Annotated in this window: 13 protein-coding genes; 7 read left to right on the top strand and 6 right to left on the bottom strand. The window is 60.9% G+C overall.

From position 1 onward, the window contains the following. Positions 1-259: 259 nt before the first annotated feature. Positions 260-1,180 (bottom strand): SphA family protein, encoded by a 921-nt coding sequence (locus AC07UC_RS13770; RefSeq protein WP_494906301.1) that lies wholly within the window; start codon positions 1,178-1,180, stop codon positions 260-262. Positions 1,181-1,662: 482 nt separating this feature from the next. On the opposite strand from AC07UC_RS13770, the gene AC07UC_RS13765 reads away from it, so the two are divergent. Continuing rightward, complete coding sequence (locus AC07UC_RS13765) at positions 1,663-1,791, top strand: hypothetical protein (protein ID WP_494908931.1); 129 nt, start codon at positions 1,663-1,665, stop codon at positions 1,789-1,791. Positions 1,792-1,837: 46 nt separating this feature from the next. Here AC07UC_RS13765 and AC07UC_RS13760 read toward each other — a convergent pair whose 3' ends face one another. The 3 genes from AC07UC_RS13760 to AC07UC_RS13750 form a co-directional block, all read right to left on the bottom strand. Continuing rightward, entirely contained in the window at positions 1,838-2,842 is a 1,005-nt protein-coding gene (locus AC07UC_RS13760; RefSeq protein WP_494906299.1) for a helix-turn-helix domain-containing protein, read from the bottom strand. Positions 2,843-2,874: 32 nt separating this feature from the next. Continuing rightward, on the bottom strand, positions 2,875-3,462 hold the full coding sequence (locus AC07UC_RS13755) for an HdeD family acid-resistance protein (protein WP_494906297.1): 588 nt from the start codon (positions 3,460-3,462) through the stop codon (positions 2,875-2,877). 350 nt (positions 3,463-3,812) lie between these two features. Then, positions 3,813-5,153: an MFS transporter gene (locus tag AC07UC_RS13750; RefSeq protein ID WP_494906295.1), complete on the bottom strand. Its 1,341-nt coding sequence runs from the start codon at positions 5,151-5,153 to the stop codon at positions 3,813-3,815. Between the two features lie 619 nt (positions 5,154-5,772). Between AC07UC_RS13750 and AC07UC_RS13745 the strand changes: the two genes are divergently transcribed. From AC07UC_RS13745 to AC07UC_RS13720, 6 genes are all read left to right on the top strand, one after another. Then, the gene (locus tag AC07UC_RS13745; RefSeq protein ID WP_494906293.1) at positions 5,773-7,167 is read left to right on the top strand and encodes an aminotransferase; all 1,395 of its coding nucleotides are present in this window, start codon (positions 5,773-5,775) and stop codon (positions 7,165-7,167) included. Between the two features lie 84 nt (positions 7,168-7,251). After that, positions 7,252-8,745 carry an aldehyde dehydrogenase gene (locus AC07UC_RS13740; protein ID WP_494906291.1) on the top strand — a complete coding sequence of 498 codons (1,494 nt, stop codon included), beginning with the start codon at positions 7,252-7,254 and terminating at the stop codon, positions 8,743-8,745. Continuing rightward, positions 8,745-10,385, top strand: coding sequence for a class I adenylate-forming enzyme family protein (locus tag AC07UC_RS13735; protein WP_494906289.1), 1,641 nt, complete (start codon positions 8,745-8,747; stop codon positions 10,383-10,385). The genes AC07UC_RS13740 and AC07UC_RS13735 overlap by 1 nt, the downstream gene beginning before the upstream one ends. 11 nt (positions 10,386-10,396) lie before the next feature. Then, entirely contained in the window at positions 10,397-11,992 is a 1,596-nt protein-coding gene (locus AC07UC_RS13730) for a phytoene desaturase family protein (protein WP_494906287.1), read from the top strand. 5 nt (positions 11,993-11,997) lie between these two features. Continuing rightward, the gene (locus AC07UC_RS13725; protein WP_494906285.1) at positions 11,998-12,861 is read left to right on the top strand and encodes an amidohydrolase family protein; all 864 of its coding nucleotides are present in this window, start codon (positions 11,998-12,000) and stop codon (positions 12,859-12,861) included. Positions 12,862-12,947: 86 nt separating this feature from the next. Beyond that, positions 12,948-13,595, top strand: coding sequence for a TetR family transcriptional regulator C-terminal domain-containing protein (locus tag AC07UC_RS13720; RefSeq protein WP_494906283.1), 648 nt, complete (start codon positions 12,948-12,950; stop codon positions 13,593-13,595). 31 nt (positions 13,596-13,626) lie between these two features. On the opposite strand, the gene AC07UC_RS13715 is transcribed toward AC07UC_RS13720, so the two are convergent. Both AC07UC_RS13715 and AC07UC_RS13710 read right to left on the bottom strand, forming a co-directional pair. Beyond that, a complete protein-coding gene (locus AC07UC_RS13715; RefSeq protein WP_494906281.1) occupies positions 13,627-14,664 on the bottom strand; it encodes a histone deacetylase family protein in 1,038 nt (345 codons plus the stop codon). After that, the gene (locus AC07UC_RS13710) at positions 14,661-16,154 is read right to left on the bottom strand and encodes an amidase (RefSeq protein WP_494906279.1); all 1,494 of its coding nucleotides are present in this window, start codon (positions 16,152-16,154) and stop codon (positions 14,661-14,663) included. Before AC07UC_RS13710 ends, AC07UC_RS13715 begins: the two co-directional genes overlap by 4 nt. Positions 16,155-16,345 lie beyond the last annotated feature (191 nt).

Raw genomic sequence — 16,345 nt, 5'->3', positions numbered from 1 at the left:
ATTTTAATATGTTTCCTAATATGAGGCGAATCTAAACTATAATGATTGCCCGGACATTATCAATTTGACAATCAGAACTATCCAAATTTCGCAAGATTTCTGAAACGCGCATGCCATTGACACAAGCTGAGTGACACTTGTTTCGATCTGAATTTCTGCGCGCGGATGCGGCATCGAAGCCGGCATCCTGAATCGCCAATGCGACTCTCACCGGAGAACTGATACGATCGGAACGTCTGGGAAAGTGCCCTCGGAATATCTAGAACCGGGTGGTAATGCTGGCCGTGCTGATCTGCCCTTTGAAGCGATTTTCAACACCGAATTCCCAATAGTGCCGTGCTGCAAAACTGAATGGCCGCCCACCGATAATGGTGCTGTAGGACAAGGCGGGGCCAAGGCCAAAATCCTGCCCACGAAACTCTCCCAACGTGGCACCTCCGCCCGTATCGTTCGAAATCTGCTTGTAAGCGAAACCGGCGGCTCCGAGCGTCAGGCCGTTGGCGAAGACTTTCCCCAAGGCTGCCTCGGCATTGATGCCGATTCCGTTGCTGTAGTTCGTCGCCGGATTTCGGGACTCCCCGGTAACACCTATAACTCCAGAAAATTCTATCCCGGGATCTTTCCATATCTTGGTGAATCCCCAGGAGAGATTGACTGCATAATGATTCTTGCCCGCATTCGGCGCGAAGCCTGTGTCGTAACGACCCGTTGGCAGCCAAACGGTTGCGGACGCCGTCTGTGCGATTCCGTCATCACCGCTCCAGCCGAGCTGCGCCTTGATGCTCATGTCGCCCATGCCCCAGCCGCTCGTTTCGACATTCTGTCCGAGGGCATTGGAGCCGGCCCTGAGCCGGGTATAGCTGGCATAGGGCAAGGACACCGACAGACCAAGCCGTCCGTTCAAAACCTCCTGATCCGGAACCCAGAGCAGATTTGCAATAAACGGCGCGGCCGTCTTTCTTGCGTTGAGATCGAGGGCCCCGCCCTCAAGCGAGGCGGCGGCATTTCCGTCATAATACATGAACGCCTGAGTAAGATAGACACCCGCCGGCGGCGTAACGCCGGCGCCAAAGGCGTTGGATCCCGGAACGTAAAGCCCCGCACCGCTCTCGCCGGCGACAGCCGACCCGCTTGCCGCCGCCAGCAGCGCAGCCAAGGCAATCACAACTTTCTTGGACACGAGCCCTCTCCACGCTGCGCCGAACTATCTGGACGGCGCCGAGCTCGGCTGACATGCGATCAGGCGGGCGGACGGATCCGTCAGCCATAAGTCTCACCTCGGGGAATGCAGGACTATCCGGATCACGCAGCGTTTTACTTTTTCGAGGCTGGCGATTTCAGCGAAATCGGCCCCGGCGATTGTTCCTCCGGCCGCCCCGATGGACCGGCTCATCGACCTTCGACTGCTGATCGCTTTGGCGAGCTGCTCAGCGGGCAGGCCGACAGGAGAGTAGGCGAAAGAAGATCAATCAATAAAGCAAAGGCACGTCCGGGGGTTGGCGACGGACGGGAACAATCTCGTCCGGACACGGATGAGCGCGTCCATTACTTCAAATGATGCGGGATTCGGATAGTTCCGAATGCGGCTCGTACCGTAAGGTCACTTCGGACCGTGCCGGCCGCAGCAATGAGGGCTCTTTTGAGTTCCTGGATTGAGGTTCGATCGAAATCGGCAAGCTGGCGGATTTCGCGATACAGGATCAAAACCCGCTGACCGTCCCCCATGATCTCCTTGTGGACATCAAAGTGACGGAAACCATCAAGGACGGCGTGTCGATCTACAAACTCTAAAGCGTCGCGATCTCAGATTCGCCTTCCGCGCCCTGGATCTTTGTTTTTACGCATATCTCTGCTGGCCAAAGACCTTGCGGAGCGTGACAGACGGCGATTCGCCATACACTTGTCGATAGAAACCGGAAAAACGTCCCAGATGCAGGAAGCCATAGTTCATGGCGACGCGCGTCACGGTCGTTGAGTCGTCGGGGTTGAGGAGCGCCTCGCGGACGAACGCCAACCTCCGGCGCGCCAGATAGGTGTGGGCCGGCATGTCTGTTCGGGCTCGTATGATGGTTTCGACAGTGCGAAGCGCGAGGCCAGTTTCTTCGCACAGTTCCTGCAGCCCGCCGAACCCTTCCCTCTGATCGTCGATGAACCGCTCGATCCTGGCCATCGACGCGGTCTGCAACTGCCGGGCAAGATGGTCGCTCTTAACGAGGCCGTTGGTCATTGCACAAACGAGAGCGGCCGCCACTTCGTCGCGTATCAAGCGTAATCCGGGCAGACCTGCGCCGGCCAGGCCTGCCAGATTTTGCTCCTCCAGCAGCCTGCTCGCTTCGAAGTATTTCACCTTCAGCCATTGCAACCTTTCGCGATCAGCGTTCTGGAGACTGCCAGGCGTCAAAAGAAGGCTTGCATGGTCGCGTCCCGTGAACGCCGCGGCGGCGCGGCGCACTGAATCATGCCGCATCACCACAACGCCCATTTCATGAGGCCCATATGTCCTCAAATGAGGGGTGTCGCCCGCGGTGCGCGAGACGAGGGAGGCCTCATGCATCTCCTTGCCGTCGAACAAGGCGCCAGGCTCGCCCCCCACAGGGAACATGTATGTGATCGATTGCGAGGAACCAACGAACTCGGATCGAAACGCCAGCGCGGCCGACGACGCGACACCGCGAACGGCTACGTTGTCCGGAAGATTGGTTGCGTGAGCTCTTGCATGGAAACCACCCGATTCGACCGGCAGAACCCCATGATTTCCGCCTGGTATCGCGTCCGCGAAGGCGGCGGGATCCTTGAAAAAAAGCAGGAACGACTTGGACGGGGCGTATGGGTCTTCCTGCATCTGAGTGTCCGTGCGTTCCCTCCCGGACACCGCTAGCCGAGCCGTTGGGCGGCCTGGCGGACATTCCAGGCAAGATAGGCGAGCGAGGCCCCTACGCTGATCAGCTCCAATCCAAGCAACAGTCCGACCAGCCAAAGTGCAGTCACCGGCAGGTTCGCCCACAGGATCAGCGAAAGAACGATACCGACCACGCCGCTCGCCAAAACCCATCCCCAATTCGGAAATGGACGGATCGTCAGGGCGAACACGACTTTCGAAATGCCTTCAATCATGAAAAAGACGATCAGGAGCAGCGAAATGGTCAAAAGGCTTTGTGCCGTATCCCTGAGGAAGAGCATTCCTATCAGCACGGCCAGGATGACCGAGATGAGCTGCAGCCAGAAATGAGGAACCTGAGCCGCCCCTATCAGGCTGATGGCCTGCAGCAGCCCGCTGATGATGAGCAGCCATCCGAGCAGAGAGACCACGGCGAAGGAGGAGACCACGGGGTAGACGATCGCCAGAATACCGGCGACGACCAGCAGTCCCCCCTGCAGCAAATACCAGAGGGAATAGCGCTTGACGGTGTCACGCACCGCTTCCCGAAAAATCTCCGCGGCGTCCTTGACCGACAGTGTCATTGCTCGCCCCCAAGGCCGCGCATGCACCACGAGCGACGCGGTTGATCAACTTTGAGTCGCCCGTTGCGAATGACGTAACGTTACATGGATTTGAGCAAGCACCAATAGTCAAATCGTCGGATCGCAACCTCGGAGTTGCAATCCGTCGGTAAGGCGCCTTGTCGGCCTTCTTGAAGGACGCGGTCACGTCGCCCGAAAGAGCTATGTCGCTGGGATCGAGTGGCATCAGCGGCGCGCCGGTGCGATTGTCGTGCGAGATGATCACGCTTCACGAGCCCACTGGTCATCGTATCGACGACTGCCGCGGTCACCTCATGACGGAGAAGCCGTATCCCGGGATATTGTTCCCGCTACGGAACGCGCCGCCCAGCCGCGCCTTCAGGCCCGAAGATGGCGACAAGGAGCGCGAACATAACCAATGCCGCGCCTATCGCGGTGAACACGATCACGGGGCCATTTGAATGGAGCAGAGGCAGCAATACAATGGGAGCCAGACTGGCACCCGCCCCCCGTGATGCCCACGACCAGGCGGTTGAGCGCGCACGTTGCGGCGTCGGGATGATCTCGGCCGCATAGATCACAAGCGCGGGCACGAATATGGCGATAACAACATTGAAGAGTACACCTGTGGCCATGAGCAGGGCTGGCACTTCCGTCAGGCCGAATATGAACCCGAGACATATCATCACGACAGCGGACACAACGAGCGTGGTCCTGCGCGTCAACCTGTCTATGAAGATGGCGGCCAGGACAGCACCTACGGTCGGGCCGAAACTCGATACCCCGACATAGAGCAGCGAGTCCGCCACGGTAATGCCCTTGGCAACGAGAATCGCACCCGAAAGGATGGAGAAGCCAATCGTTGACCAGGGTGACAGAAAGAAGATGACCAGCAGGAAGCACATTCGCCGGACGAACGTCGCACGATCAAGGGAGACCGGACTGTTGTCTTCGTCCAATGATCTCGGAACGGTGTGCTCGGGGCTTTGGAGGACAGGCCCAAACGCGGCCAGAGCCTGCCGCGCCCGTTCCAGCTTTCCCTTCGCCGCCAACCATTTCGGGGACTCGGGAACATAGAGAAACAAGGCCGCGCAAGAAGCGGCCGCCACCGCGCCGAGAACATAGGCCCATCTCCACCCCTCCATACCCAGCGGTTCCAGCGGCGTGAGCCAACGAATGAGAAACACGGCCGCCACCTGGCCGAGTGCGCCGACCGCCACGACGAACATGATGACCGGACCGCGCTTTCGGGAAGGCAGCACGTCCGTCAGATAGGCTACCATGAGCGGTGGATAGGCCCCAAGCCCCAGGCCAGATAGCCCACGCGCAACGATGAGAGTCTCTATGTTCGGGCTGGCCGCGATCGCCAAGGAGGTGACAAGCACCATGAGCATCGCTCCGAGCATGACCAGGCGGCGGCCGAACTTGTCCGCCATGTACCCGGCGACTACCGCGCCGAAGACAGTTCCGACATAGACTGCCGTCAACACCAACGAAAGCGATACCGGATCCAAAGAATAGGGCGGGGCCGAGAACAGCGCGGATAGTGCGGCCCCGATCCCATATTCGGCAAGGTCGAGGAATAACCCGAGGGCACATGCAAATACGATGAAGAAGTGTCTTGGCCGGAGCGACAGTTGGTCGATCTGCTCAACAAGTCGTTCGGCTTCCGGCAGCACTCTTTCATTCATCCGCCACTTCTCTTTCTGTTCCTTGCAACGTCACGGCTCATAACCACGACCGTGGCGCGCCCCCTGTCACGAACACAGGCGGAAGCTTCATTCAAAACGGTGGTCCCCGCTTGGGCTTGCCCGTTCTTCCACTAGATCTTCAGGCACATGATGATGTTCGAGACGACATCGAATCAACGTTTTGGTAGCTTAACAGCCATCACGAAATGCTTGATGACGTGCTCCCGGTTTTTATCAGCAGGCCGCGGCCGGTCATCAGATTTACTGCCATATCACACCAAGTGAACTGCTTCATTTGCAAGCCGCAAACGTATCCTGATGTCGTGTTCACAAAATCAGATGCTTGTCATGATTGGCGGAGTAGCGAGAAAGATGAGCGTTTGGGATCCGTGGCTGATCGGGACGCTAAAGTACTGAGAATATGCGATTATGACCAAGCGTGGATCGAGCACGCACAAATTCCACCGGTATGGCCGAAGCGGACAAGCACGAGCAAGTGGTAGCGCTAAATCTGATTGTCCAATCAATCAGATTGTTGACTTCCCGATGGCCGTCAGCTTATCAGGAAGGAGTTGTCGGCCGAAATGCAGGGACAGGGCTGGGAAGCCTCGGAGGTTTTATGAACAAGCTGGTTGGTTCGCAATGGAATGCCGGGGAAACGGAAGAGGCCGCCCGACTGCATCTGCTGTCGCCAGCTGAAGCCATGGAAAAACTCGGGCAGTCTTCGCGCCCGGTTATCGCCTATGGTGAGGGAATCTACGTGGTGGATACGAAGGGGCGTCGGCTGATCGACGGCCCTGGCGGCATGTGGTGCACGCAGATCGGCTACAACCGACATGAGATTGCAGATGCCATTGCGCAGCAAGCGCTCCGGCTGGCTTACAACTCGCCCTGGTACACGACGAATTCTCCGGCAGCCGAGCTGGCGGCGCGGATCGCCGCGCTGACGCCGGGCGATCTCAACCGCGTCTTCTTCACCACGGGCGGCTCGACGGCGGTCGATTCGGCGCTGCGGTTCGTCGAGTTCTACAATAACGTGCTGGGACGCCCGCAGAAGAAGCACATCATCGTGCGGCGCGAAGGCTATCACGGCAGCACGGCACTGACGGCGGCCTGCTCGGGCCGCGCCGGCAACTGGCCGAATTTCGACATCGTCTCGGACAGGATCTCGTTCATCTCCAGCCCCAACATCCGCTTTGCCGGCGGCAAGGACGAAGCCGCGTTCCTGGACTGGCTTGTGGACGAGTTCCGGCAGGAGATCGCCCGCATCGGCGCGGACAAGGTGGCGGTCTTCCTGGCCGAGCCATTGCTGGCGTCAGGCGGCGTCATCATCCCGCCGAAGGGTTATCACGCCCGCTTCAAGGCGGTGTGCGAGGAACACGACATCATCTACATTTCCGACGAGGTGGTGACCGGCTTTGGTCGCTGCGGCGAATGGTTCGCTTCGGAAAAGGTGTTCGGTGTCATCCCCGACATCATCACCTTCGCCAAGGGCGTGACCTCCGGCTATGTGCCGCTCGGCGGCTTTGCCATCTCCGAGCGCCTGCTGGACAAGGTCAGCGGCGAGAACGCCAAGGGAAGCCACTATTCGAACGGCTACACCTATTCCGGCCACCCGGTGAGCTGCGCCGCCGCGCTCGCCAACATCGACGTGATCGACAAGGACGGCATACTGGAGCATGTGCGCGCAAGCTCGGCCTATTTCGCCGAGCGCCTCCACAGCTTGGCCGACCTTCCGCTGGTCGCGGATGTCCGAGCATCCGGCCTGGTCGGCTGCGTCGAATGCCTGGTCGATCCATCGTCGCCGCATGTCACCGATTTCGACAAACGGATCGGCGCGCGCATCGACGCCCATTGTGCGGAACTCGGCCTGATCGTGCGTCCGCTCGGCAATATGTGCGTAATGTCTCCCCCGCTGATCATCACCAGGGAGCAGATCGACGACATGATCGGCATCCTGCGGGAAGGCATAGTGCGCACCGCCGCGGAGATCGAAGCCGGAGAGCTCGTATGAGCCAGCGGACGTAAAATCTGATTGACCAGTCAATCGAAATACGGAAGTATCCTCTTCAATCTAGCCGAGGCGACGGAGACAATCATGAACGTTGAACACAAGCCGAACTGGCATCAGCGCGCCGAGCAGGCGCAGCTGCCGACGAAGGCCTTCATTGGCGGCGTCTATGTGGATGCCATCTCGGGCGAAACCTTCGATTGCGTCTATCCCGGCAATGGCAAGATCATCGCCGAGGTTGCCGCCTGCGGCGCGGCCGATGTCGACGCCGCCGTCATCTCGGCCCGCAAGGCCTTTGATTCCGGCGCGTGGTCTCGTGCGGCCCCCGCCGAGCGCAAGAAGGTGCTGCTGCGGTTTTCCGAACTGCTCCTGCAAAACCGCGAGGAACTCGGTCTTCTGGAGACGCTGAACGTTGGCAAGCCGATCTCCAACAGCACCAATGGCGACATCCCAAGCGCCGCCAACTGCATTGCCTGGTATGCGGAGGCCATCGACAAGGTCTACGGCGAAGTTGCCGTGACGGCCGACGACGTGACGACGATCGTTGTGCGCGAGCCGGTGGGCGTTGTGGCGGCAGTGGTGCCGTGGAACTATCCGCTTTCGATGGCCGCCTGGAAGCTCGGTCCCGCGCTTGCTACCGGCAATTCGGTTATCCTGAAGCCGGCTGAACAGTCGCCATTCACGGCCCTGCGCATCGCGCAGCTTGCCATGGATGCCGGCCTGCCGGCCGGAGTGCTGAACGTCGTGCCCGGCCTCGGCCACGTCGCCGGCAAGGCGCTCGGGCTTCACATGGACGTCGATTGCGTCGGCTTCACCGGCTCCACGGAAGTCGGCCGCTACTTCATGCAATATTCGGGTCAGTCGAACATCAAGCGCATCGGGCTGGAGCTCGGCGGAAAATCGCCGCAGGTGGTGCTGGCGGACTGCGACGATCTCGATGCCGCGGCGCGTTCCGTCGCGGCGGGCATCTTTGCCAACTCCGGACAGGTCTGCAATGCGGGCTCCCGCCTGATTGTCGAGGACAAGATCAAGGACAGGTTCCTCGAAAAGGTGCTTCAGCAGGCGGCGGCGCTTTCGCCGGCTGATCCCCTCGACCCGTCGACGAAACTGGGATCGATCGTCACCGAAGAGCAGCTGGCCCGCGTCATGGGCTACATCGAGGACGGCGTCGCCGGCGGCGCCAGGATCATCGCCGGCGGCAATCGCGTCCGCCAGGACAGCGGCGGCTTTTTCGTCGAACCGACGATCTTCGACGGCGTGTCCAACCAGATGAAGATCGCGCGCGAAGAGATTTTCGGTCCAGTGCTCGCGACCATCACGGTGCGCGACTTCGACGAGGCCATGACCATCGCCAACGAGACGATCTACGGGCTCGCGGCTGGGGTGTGGACGAGCGATGTGAAGAAGGCGCATCGCGCGGCCAAGGCCATCAAAGCTGGAGTTGTATGGGTCAACTGTTTCGACCGGGGGCTAATGTCGGTGCCCTTCGGCGGTTTCAAGCAATCCGGCTTCGGCCGCGACAAGTCGATCCATGCGATGGAGAAATACACGGACCTCAAGGCGATGTGGTTCGCCCACTGATGGGCCGGCTAAAGGTTCTTTCGGAACAGGTTCCCGATGCCGCCGAACGGCGGCGGCGCATCGAGGTTGAACCTTTGCCGGCCAACATCGGTGCATTGATCGACGAAGCCGCCGCTGCGGCCGGAGATCGGCTTTTGTGGAACTTCTTCGAGACCGGCCAGAGCATCACCTACGCGCAAATGCGTCGCGTGGTGAACGGCCTTGCATCGCGCTTCGTGGGGCTTGGCATCGTCAAGGGCACCCATGTCGCCGTAATGTTGCCGAATGTTCCCGAAATGCCGTTGGCATGGTTGGCGCTGGGGCGGATCGGCGCGGTCATGGTGCCGGTCAATGTCAACTATCGCGAGCGCGAACTCGCCCATGTCGTCAACGATGCCGATGTGTCCTTCATCATTGCGCATGGCGATTGCATCGAGATCGTGGAGAGTTGCCGCAGGGACGGGTTGATCCGGGTTCCGCCGGGACACACCGTCGTGGTGGACGGCGAGGCCGCCAGCGCCGTTGCGTGGTCCGAACTGGCCTCGCAGCCGCGCGAAACGTTCGATGCGCCGGCGCCGGTCGGCCATGGCGACCTCCTCAACATCCAGTACACATCCGGCACCACCGGTTTCCCCAAGGGCTGCATGCTTACGCAGCGCTACTGGATCAGCAGCGGCAAGGTGAACGCCTTTCGCGACGGCCGCCGCTACGAGCGCATCCTGGCCTCGACGCCGTTCTTCTACATGGATCCGCAATGGCTGCTGCTGATGACGCTTTATCAGCGCGGCACGCTCTTCGTCGCCGCCCGCCAGAGCACCAGCCGCTTCATGGAATGGGTGCGCGCGCATCGCATCAACTTCTGTCTGCTGCCATGGGTGCTCCACAGCCAGCCAGCACATGCCGACGACGCCCGCAACGAGATCGTCCGCGCCAATGTCTACGGCGTCCCACGCGACCTGCACGCGGACCTGGAGCAACGCTACGATCTCAACGCGCGCGAGGCCTTCGGCATGACCGAGGTCGGCCCCGCGATGTTCATGCCGATCGAGCGGTCCGACATGGTCGGCTCCGGCTCTTGCGGCATTCCCTGCCCCTTCCGCGAGTGCAAGGTGGTCGACGAGCAGGGCCGCACGCTGCCGGCGGGCGAGGTCGGCGAACTGCTCATCCGCGGGCCGGGCATCATGCTGGGCTACTACAACAATCCGCAAGCGACCGCCTCTGTGTTTTCCGATGGGTGGTTCCGCACCGGCGATCTCTTCCGGGTCGATGAAAATGGTTTCCACAGCATCGTCGGCCGCAAGAAGGACATGATACGGCGCAGCGCCGAAAACATCGCCGCCCGCGAAGTCGAGTCGGTGCTGAATGCCATGCCGGTGGTCGCCGAGGCCGCTGTCATCGGCGTTCCGGACCCGCTTCGCGGCGAAGAGGTCAAGGCATACATCAAGCTGCGGGAAGAAGCGGTCGCTAGTGCCGAGACGCTGGCCACCATCATCGAGGCCGCGAAGCGGCAGCTGGCGCCTTTCAAGGTGCCGCGCTTCTACGCCTTCCGGGACGAGTTCCCGCGCACCGTCTCGCTGAAGATCGCCAAGCAGCTTTTGGCCAGGGAAGCCGACGATCTGCGCGCCGGAAGCTTCGACCGTGTCGAGAACCGCTGGCTGTGAAGGATGCGATGATGGCGAAGACATTCGATGCGGTCATTGTCGGCGCAGGCCACAATGGCCTTGTATGCGGCGCCTATCTGGCGCGGGCCGGCGTCAAGGTCTGCGTGCTGGAACGGCGCAAGCTTGTGGGCGGTGCCGCGGTGACCGAGGAAGTCTGGCCCGGCTACAAGGTTTCGACCGCTTCCTACATCATGGGTCTCATGCAGCCCAAGGTCATCCTGGACCTGGAGTTGCAGAAGCATGGCTTCGAAGTGCTGGAGCCGCCGCCCGCGGTCTTTCCGTTCGAAGACGGCCGCACCTTCACGATGTGGGGATCGCCCGAGAAATTCCGCGCCGAGATCGCGAAATTCTCCAGCAAGGACGCCGCCGCCTATCCGGCCTATCGGGAATTCTTGCTGGGCGTGGCACCGTTCCTAAAGCAGCTCCTGTTCGAGACCCCTGTCGATCCGGGCGGCAAGACCCCCAGGGACTTGGCAAGACTGATCGGCTTCGCCTGGCGCTTCCGAAAGATCGGTTCCAAATTCTATGACATCTACGACCTTCTGACGCTCAGCGCCTACGATTTGCTGAGCCGTTGGTTCGAATCGGACGAGGTCAAGCTGGTGCTTGGCTTCTTCGCCGGCGGCGGCGGCGGCAATTCCAGCCTGCGCTCGCCCGGATCCGGCTACATGCTGGTGCGCTCGGTGGTGCGCGACCAGACGACGCCCGCCGGTCCGTCCGGCTTCATCAAAGGCGGCATGGGTGAAATCTCCAACGCGATTCGCCGGTCTGGCGAGGCGCATGGCATGGTGGTCCGCACCGACGCTGACGTTGAGAAAATCCTCGTTAGCGGTGGCGCGGCCCAAGGCGTCCAGCTGGCGTCCGGCGAAACGATCCATGCAAGCATCGTGATCGCCAACGCCAACGCCAAGACCACGTTCCTGAAGCTCCTGTCGCCGGATCTGCTCCCCAAAGGCTTCATCAGGCAGATCGAGAATTTCAGGTCGCAATCGACGGTCTTCCGCATCAACTTGGCGCTCGACGGACTGCCGACCTTCCCTCGCCTGTCGACGAAGGAGCTTGGTTTTGACTATCCTGTCCAGCTCACCATCGGCGGCAGCGTCGACTATATGGACCGGGCGCATGACGATGCGCGCTACGGCAGGATTGCCGAGCGCCCGTTCCTCATCGTCAAAACCCCGAGCGTGGTCGATCCGTCGCTGGCGCCTGCCGGTCGCCATGTCATGAACATTTTCGGCGGCCACGCCCCCTACGCACTGCGCGACGGCGATTGGAACAGTCGCCGCGAAGAACTGTACGAAACCGCCATGCGGGTGCTGCGCGCGCACTCCCCAGACCTGGAAGAGCGAATCCTGCATCGTCAGATTCTGACGCCGCTCGATCTCGAACAGATCTTCGATCTGCCGAACGGGCACGTTCATCACGGCGAGATCAGTGCCGACCAGATATTCTTCAAGCGCCCGGCCGCGCATTATGCCGACTACCACACGCCGATCCGCAAGCTATACCAGTGCGGCGCCTCGACACATCCGGGCGGCGGCGTCACCGGAGTTCCCGGTCACAATGCGGCGCGCGTCATCCTGTCCGAACGCAGGCAGTGGAAGTAGAACCAATGTGGATCGATTTCTCGAGCCGGCCGCCATCTCCGGGCTTCAGCGTGGCCGCGCCGCACCTGCAGAATTATCGCCGTGTCTACGAGGCCAGCGAGAAGCTCTCGGCCGAGTCTGATGCGGCGAAGGATTTGCAGGGTTATCTCGACACCTATGAAAGGCTCGCCGCGCGCCATGTCGTGGTCAAGGCGAGAGACGTTGAGACGACATTCGGCTTCAAGATCTCCAACGAGACCGTCGCCGCATTCTGCAAGGAGAACGGCCCGCGCTACATCGGTTTCGCCGGCGTCGACCCGCACAAGGGCAAGCCGGCGGTCGAGGAGCTGGAGCGCGCCGTGCGCGAGCTGGGCCTGCGCGGACTCAATTTGCAATGTTTCGAGTTGAAACTCTGCCCCAACGACCGGCTGCTTTATCCGCTTTACGAAAAGGCCATCGAGCTAGGGATCCCGGTCAACATTCATTGCGGCATCAATTTCTCGACGGCCACACCGATGCGGTTCGGCAAGCCGGAATATCTCGACGAGGTCATGGTCGATTTTCCCGGGATGAAGGTCTGTGCATCGCCGCCAGGCTGGCCTTGGGTCAACGAGCTGATCGGCGTCGCCTGGCGCCATCCGAATTTGTGGATAGGACTTCTCGCGGTGCGCCCGTCCCTGCTGGCGAAGGCCCATTCCGGCTACGAGCCGCTGCTGCAATATGGCCGCACGCTGCTCCAGGACAAGATGATCTTCGGCACCGCCTTTCCGATGCTTGCACCCGAACGCGCGCTTGGCGAGGTCGAGGCGCTGGCGATCGACGAGGCCGTACGCCGCAAATGGCTGCACGGCAACGCCGCGCGGTTCCTTGGGCTCGATGAAGAGATCTAGTATTTGGCGGGTGACGAAGTCTTGTGCCGACTTTGTTGAAGCTGCTATCCAGATTGAACAATTTTCGGTTGAAGCCGCAAGACACTATGAACCAAGCCGCAACAAAAGCTAAAAAACGGACCGACGCGCGGCGCACGCCGACGCGCGAGGACCAGGTGCTCGAACGCCGGCGCACGCTGCTCGAGGCGGCGCTCATCGTCATTGCACGCAAGGGGTTGGCCGGCTTCACGATGAACGACATCGCGCGCGAGGCGGGATGTAGCTATGGCGTCGTGTCCTTCCACTTCAAATCGAAGGAAGGCATTACGCTGGCCGCCCTCGACCATATGGTCGAAGAGTATGACCGCAACCTGAACCGGTCGGAATATGGCTCGCCGGTCGCTCGTCTGCTGGGCATGATTGCACTCGACTTTGATGCCGAAATGTCGAACCCGGGACATATCGCCGTCTTCACCGCTTTTTGGGCGGAATCGGTGCGAAATCCGGAATATCAGCGGCGCTGCGCCGAATTGAAGGGGCGCTATGATGCTGTCGTGAAAGCCGATATCGCGGCACTTGCGGAACAAAGGCGGCTCGTTCTCGATCCAGCTATCGTGGCACGGAGTCTGAATGCCATGATCGACGGGCTGTGGATTTCTGGACAGGTTTTCGGGACGATCGGTCCCGCCAGCCGCGAGATGGCGAAGAAGGCCTGTCTGTTCTATCTCAAGTCCATCTTTCCGGACGACTTCTGATTTGGTTTTCGCCGACGATTCCGGCCTCCCATCACTTGGCGAAAACGTCTTCGAACCCGCTCAGCGTGTTGACGACATTGATGCCGATATCCGCCACCGCATAACCGCCCTCCATTATGAAGACAGTCGGCAGGCCGAGGCGGGCGATAGCGCGGCCGATGGCCGAGAAATCAGCGTTGCGCAGTTTGAATTTCGAGATCGGGTCGCCATCGAAAGTGTCGACACCGAGCGAGATGACGAGCGCTTCCGCGCCGAACGAGGCAATGCGTGACAACGACACGTCGAGCGCCTCGCCATAAGCGTCGAAACGGGTCCCCCAGGGCAAAGGCAGGTTGAGATTGAAGCCGTGTCCGTCGCCTTCCCCCGCCTCGTCGGCATAGCCCGTATAGTACGGATATTCGAGAATCGGATCGGCGTGAATCGAGACCGTTAGTATATCGTTGCGGCCGTAGAAGATGTCCTGCGTTCCGTTGCCGTGATGGTAGTCGACGTCCAGCACAGCTACCCTAGCAGCACCCTGGTCCCGGAAAGCCTGCGCCGCGACGGCGGCATTGTTGATGAAGCAGTAGCCGCCGAAATAATCGCGGCCCGCATGGTGTCCAGGTGGGCGGCAAAGCGCGAAGGCGGCGCGTTCCCCTCCCGCCACCAAAGCCTGCGCTGTCAACGCAACATTGGCCGATGCCGAGACGGCCCGCCACGTGCCCTCCATGATCGGGCTGCTCATGTCTATGCAGAAGCGGCCGAGTTCAGCGCCGATCCGCTGCGTTCTCAAACGATGCGAACGGGGCGGCGGCCAGGCGTTCGGGAAAGCATCGACCGGCCCGTTCTCGGCCGACCACCGATCCCAGAAGGTCGACAGGAACGCCACCAGCGCCTCGTCGTGAACCTTGACCAGCGGCTCCGTTCCGAAGTCGCGCGGCTCTATCGTTTCGTCGCCGAAGACGTGCTTGACCTGCGCCAACACGAGTTCGGCGCGGCGCGGCATCTCGAAGCTCGGCACGCGCTTGCCGCGAATGAATTCCGCCTCGGCGTCCTGAAGCGCGTGCAGTGGAGAATATACGGTTTTCATGCCTGGACCTGATTTGCGACGGCGGCTGTGGAGGCGACCACAGGCCGGTCCCGTGTCGTCCCGTACCATCCATCAAGCGCATCTTCATAGGCAAGGCCGGCGGTGAAAACGGTTTCGTCGGAAAAGGTCCGGCCAACGATCTGGATGCCGGTCGGCACGCCGTTCGAGGCTCGCCCGGACGGAACGCTCAGCACCGGACAGCGGCTCAGCATGTTGAACGGATAGGTCATCGGCCAGCCTACCGACGGGTCGACGTCCTTGCCGTTGATCGTCACCTTGTCCTTCGACGGATCGTGATCGGCGGCGACGGCGGGAACCGCCAGCGTTGGGCAGATGAAGATGTCATGCCTCTCGAGCATCGGCCCCAGCGACGCATACATGGCACCGCCGGTGTACATCGACTTGAGGAAGTCCTGGCAGGTGTTGTCGCGCGCGCCCTCGGCAAAATGGCGAGCATATCCGGTCAGCAGATCGCCTCTGGCATCGTCGAGATACTCCGCGAGCCACGATCCGAAGATGGTCCGAAGGTGACTTATCGCGGCGCGTTCACTCTCCTTCGTCCAGCCGAGATCGACCTCCTCGACCGTAGCGCCAAGCGAACGGAAGACATCCAGCGCCGCCAGCGTGTTGCGCCGAACCTCTTCGTCGATCTCGAAATAGCCGAGATCGAGCGAATAGGCGATCTTCCAGCCCTTGATGCCACCGCGGTCGGGAGCCATTGCAAGCTTGGGCCGCAGCGAGGCAATGTCCAGCGGATCCGGCCCGCACATGACATTCTGCATCAGCAGGCAGTCCTCGACCGAACGGGCCATTGGGCCAGGATGGTTGTATGGGTCCAGATTGAACGGCGCCGAGGCCGGGTTGCGTCCGTAGGGCGGCTTGAAGCCCACGACACCGCAAGCCGAGGCCGGAATGCGGATCGAGCCGCCAATGTCCGAGCCGTTGGCGAGCGTCGTAAGTCCTGCCGCGAGGGCAGCGCCCGACCCGCCGGAGGAGCCGCCCGGCGTATAATCCAGGTTCCAGGGATTGCGGGTGACGCCCCAGAGTCGCGAATGGGTGACGCCCTCGCATGAAAATTCAGGTGTCGTGGTGCGGCTGTGGACGACAGCACCGGCGTCGAGCAGGCGTTGCACGACCGTGCTCGTGGTCTGGGCGACGTTGTTCCTGTAGATCAACGAACCGTATGTCGTGATCTTGCCGGCGATGTTGCTTTCATCCTTGATCGCCGTCGCAATGCCTTCCAGCGGCCGCAAGCGGCCATCCGTCATGCCATAGCGGCGCTCTGCTTCCCGAGCAGCATCCAGTGCCTCCTGCGCATAGACAAAACTCGTAGCGTTGACGGTGTCGCTTGTCTCATCGATGCGTTGCAGTTGCGCCTCGATCACCTCGACCGGCGACACGGTGCGGTCTCGAAATCGGCGAAGCGCCTCGCTGGCGGACAGATAGCAGAGGTCGAGCGTCATTCGGCCGAGTTCCTTTTCACCGGTCATGCAGGCTTGCGAAGGCATATCAACAAATCATGATTGATTGGTCAATCAGAAATCATTGACAAGCTTTTCATGGCTGGCTAGCGTTAGGGTGACCATGGAGAAAGCCGCCCATTCGAAGAGCGGTATCCGCCACAAAGCGCCAACCGAGAATCGCCTGTTTTTCGGTTGGCAAAAAGGGGAACAGGCGTTTC

The organism is Mesorhizobium sp. GW821-FHT04C10, assembly GCF_059420305.1.
The sequence above is the reverse complement of the archived record's forward strand: the minus strand, read 5'-3'. Positions and strand labels throughout refer to the sequence as shown.

Excerpts from the sequence above, each read along its gene's own strand:
- AC07UC_RS13760 (WP_494906299.1), bottom strand. The coding sequence starts at position 2,842 with ATGCAGGAAGACCCATACGCCCCGTCCAAGTCGTTCCTGCTTTTTTTC.
- AC07UC_RS13755 (WP_494906297.1), bottom strand. The coding sequence starts at position 3,462 with ATGACACTGTCGGTCAAGGACGCCGCGGAGATTTTTCGGGAAGCGGTG.
- AC07UC_RS13750 (WP_494906295.1), bottom strand. The coding sequence starts at position 5,153 with ATGAATGAAAGAGTGCTGCCGGAAGCCGAACGACTTGTTGAGCAGATC.
- AC07UC_RS13745 (WP_494906293.1), top strand. The coding sequence starts at position 5,773 with ATGAACAAGCTGGTTGGTTCGCAATGGAATGCCGGGGAAACGGAAGAG.
- AC07UC_RS13740 (WP_494906291.1), top strand. The coding sequence starts at position 7,252 with ATGAACGTTGAACACAAGCCGAACTGGCATCAGCGCGCCGAGCAGGCG.
- AC07UC_RS13735 (WP_494906289.1), top strand. The coding sequence starts at position 8,745 with ATGGGCCGGCTAAAGGTTCTTTCGGAACAGGTTCCCGATGCCGCCGAA.
- AC07UC_RS13730 (WP_494906287.1), top strand. The coding sequence starts at position 10,397 with ATGGCGAAGACATTCGATGCGGTCATTGTCGGCGCAGGCCACAATGGC.
- AC07UC_RS13725 (WP_494906285.1), top strand. The coding sequence starts at position 11,998 with ATGTGGATCGATTTCTCGAGCCGGCCGCCATCTCCGGGCTTCAGCGTG.
- AC07UC_RS13720 (WP_494906283.1), top strand. The coding sequence starts at position 12,948 with ATGAACCAAGCCGCAACAAAAGCTAAAAAACGGACCGACGCGCGGCGC.
- AC07UC_RS13715 (WP_494906281.1), bottom strand. The coding sequence starts at position 14,664 with ATGAAAACCGTATATTCTCCACTGCACGCGCTTCAGGACGCCGAGGCG.
- AC07UC_RS13710 (WP_494906279.1), bottom strand. The coding sequence starts at position 16,154 with ATGACCGGTGAAAAGGAACTCGGCCGAATGACGCTCGACCTCTGCTAT.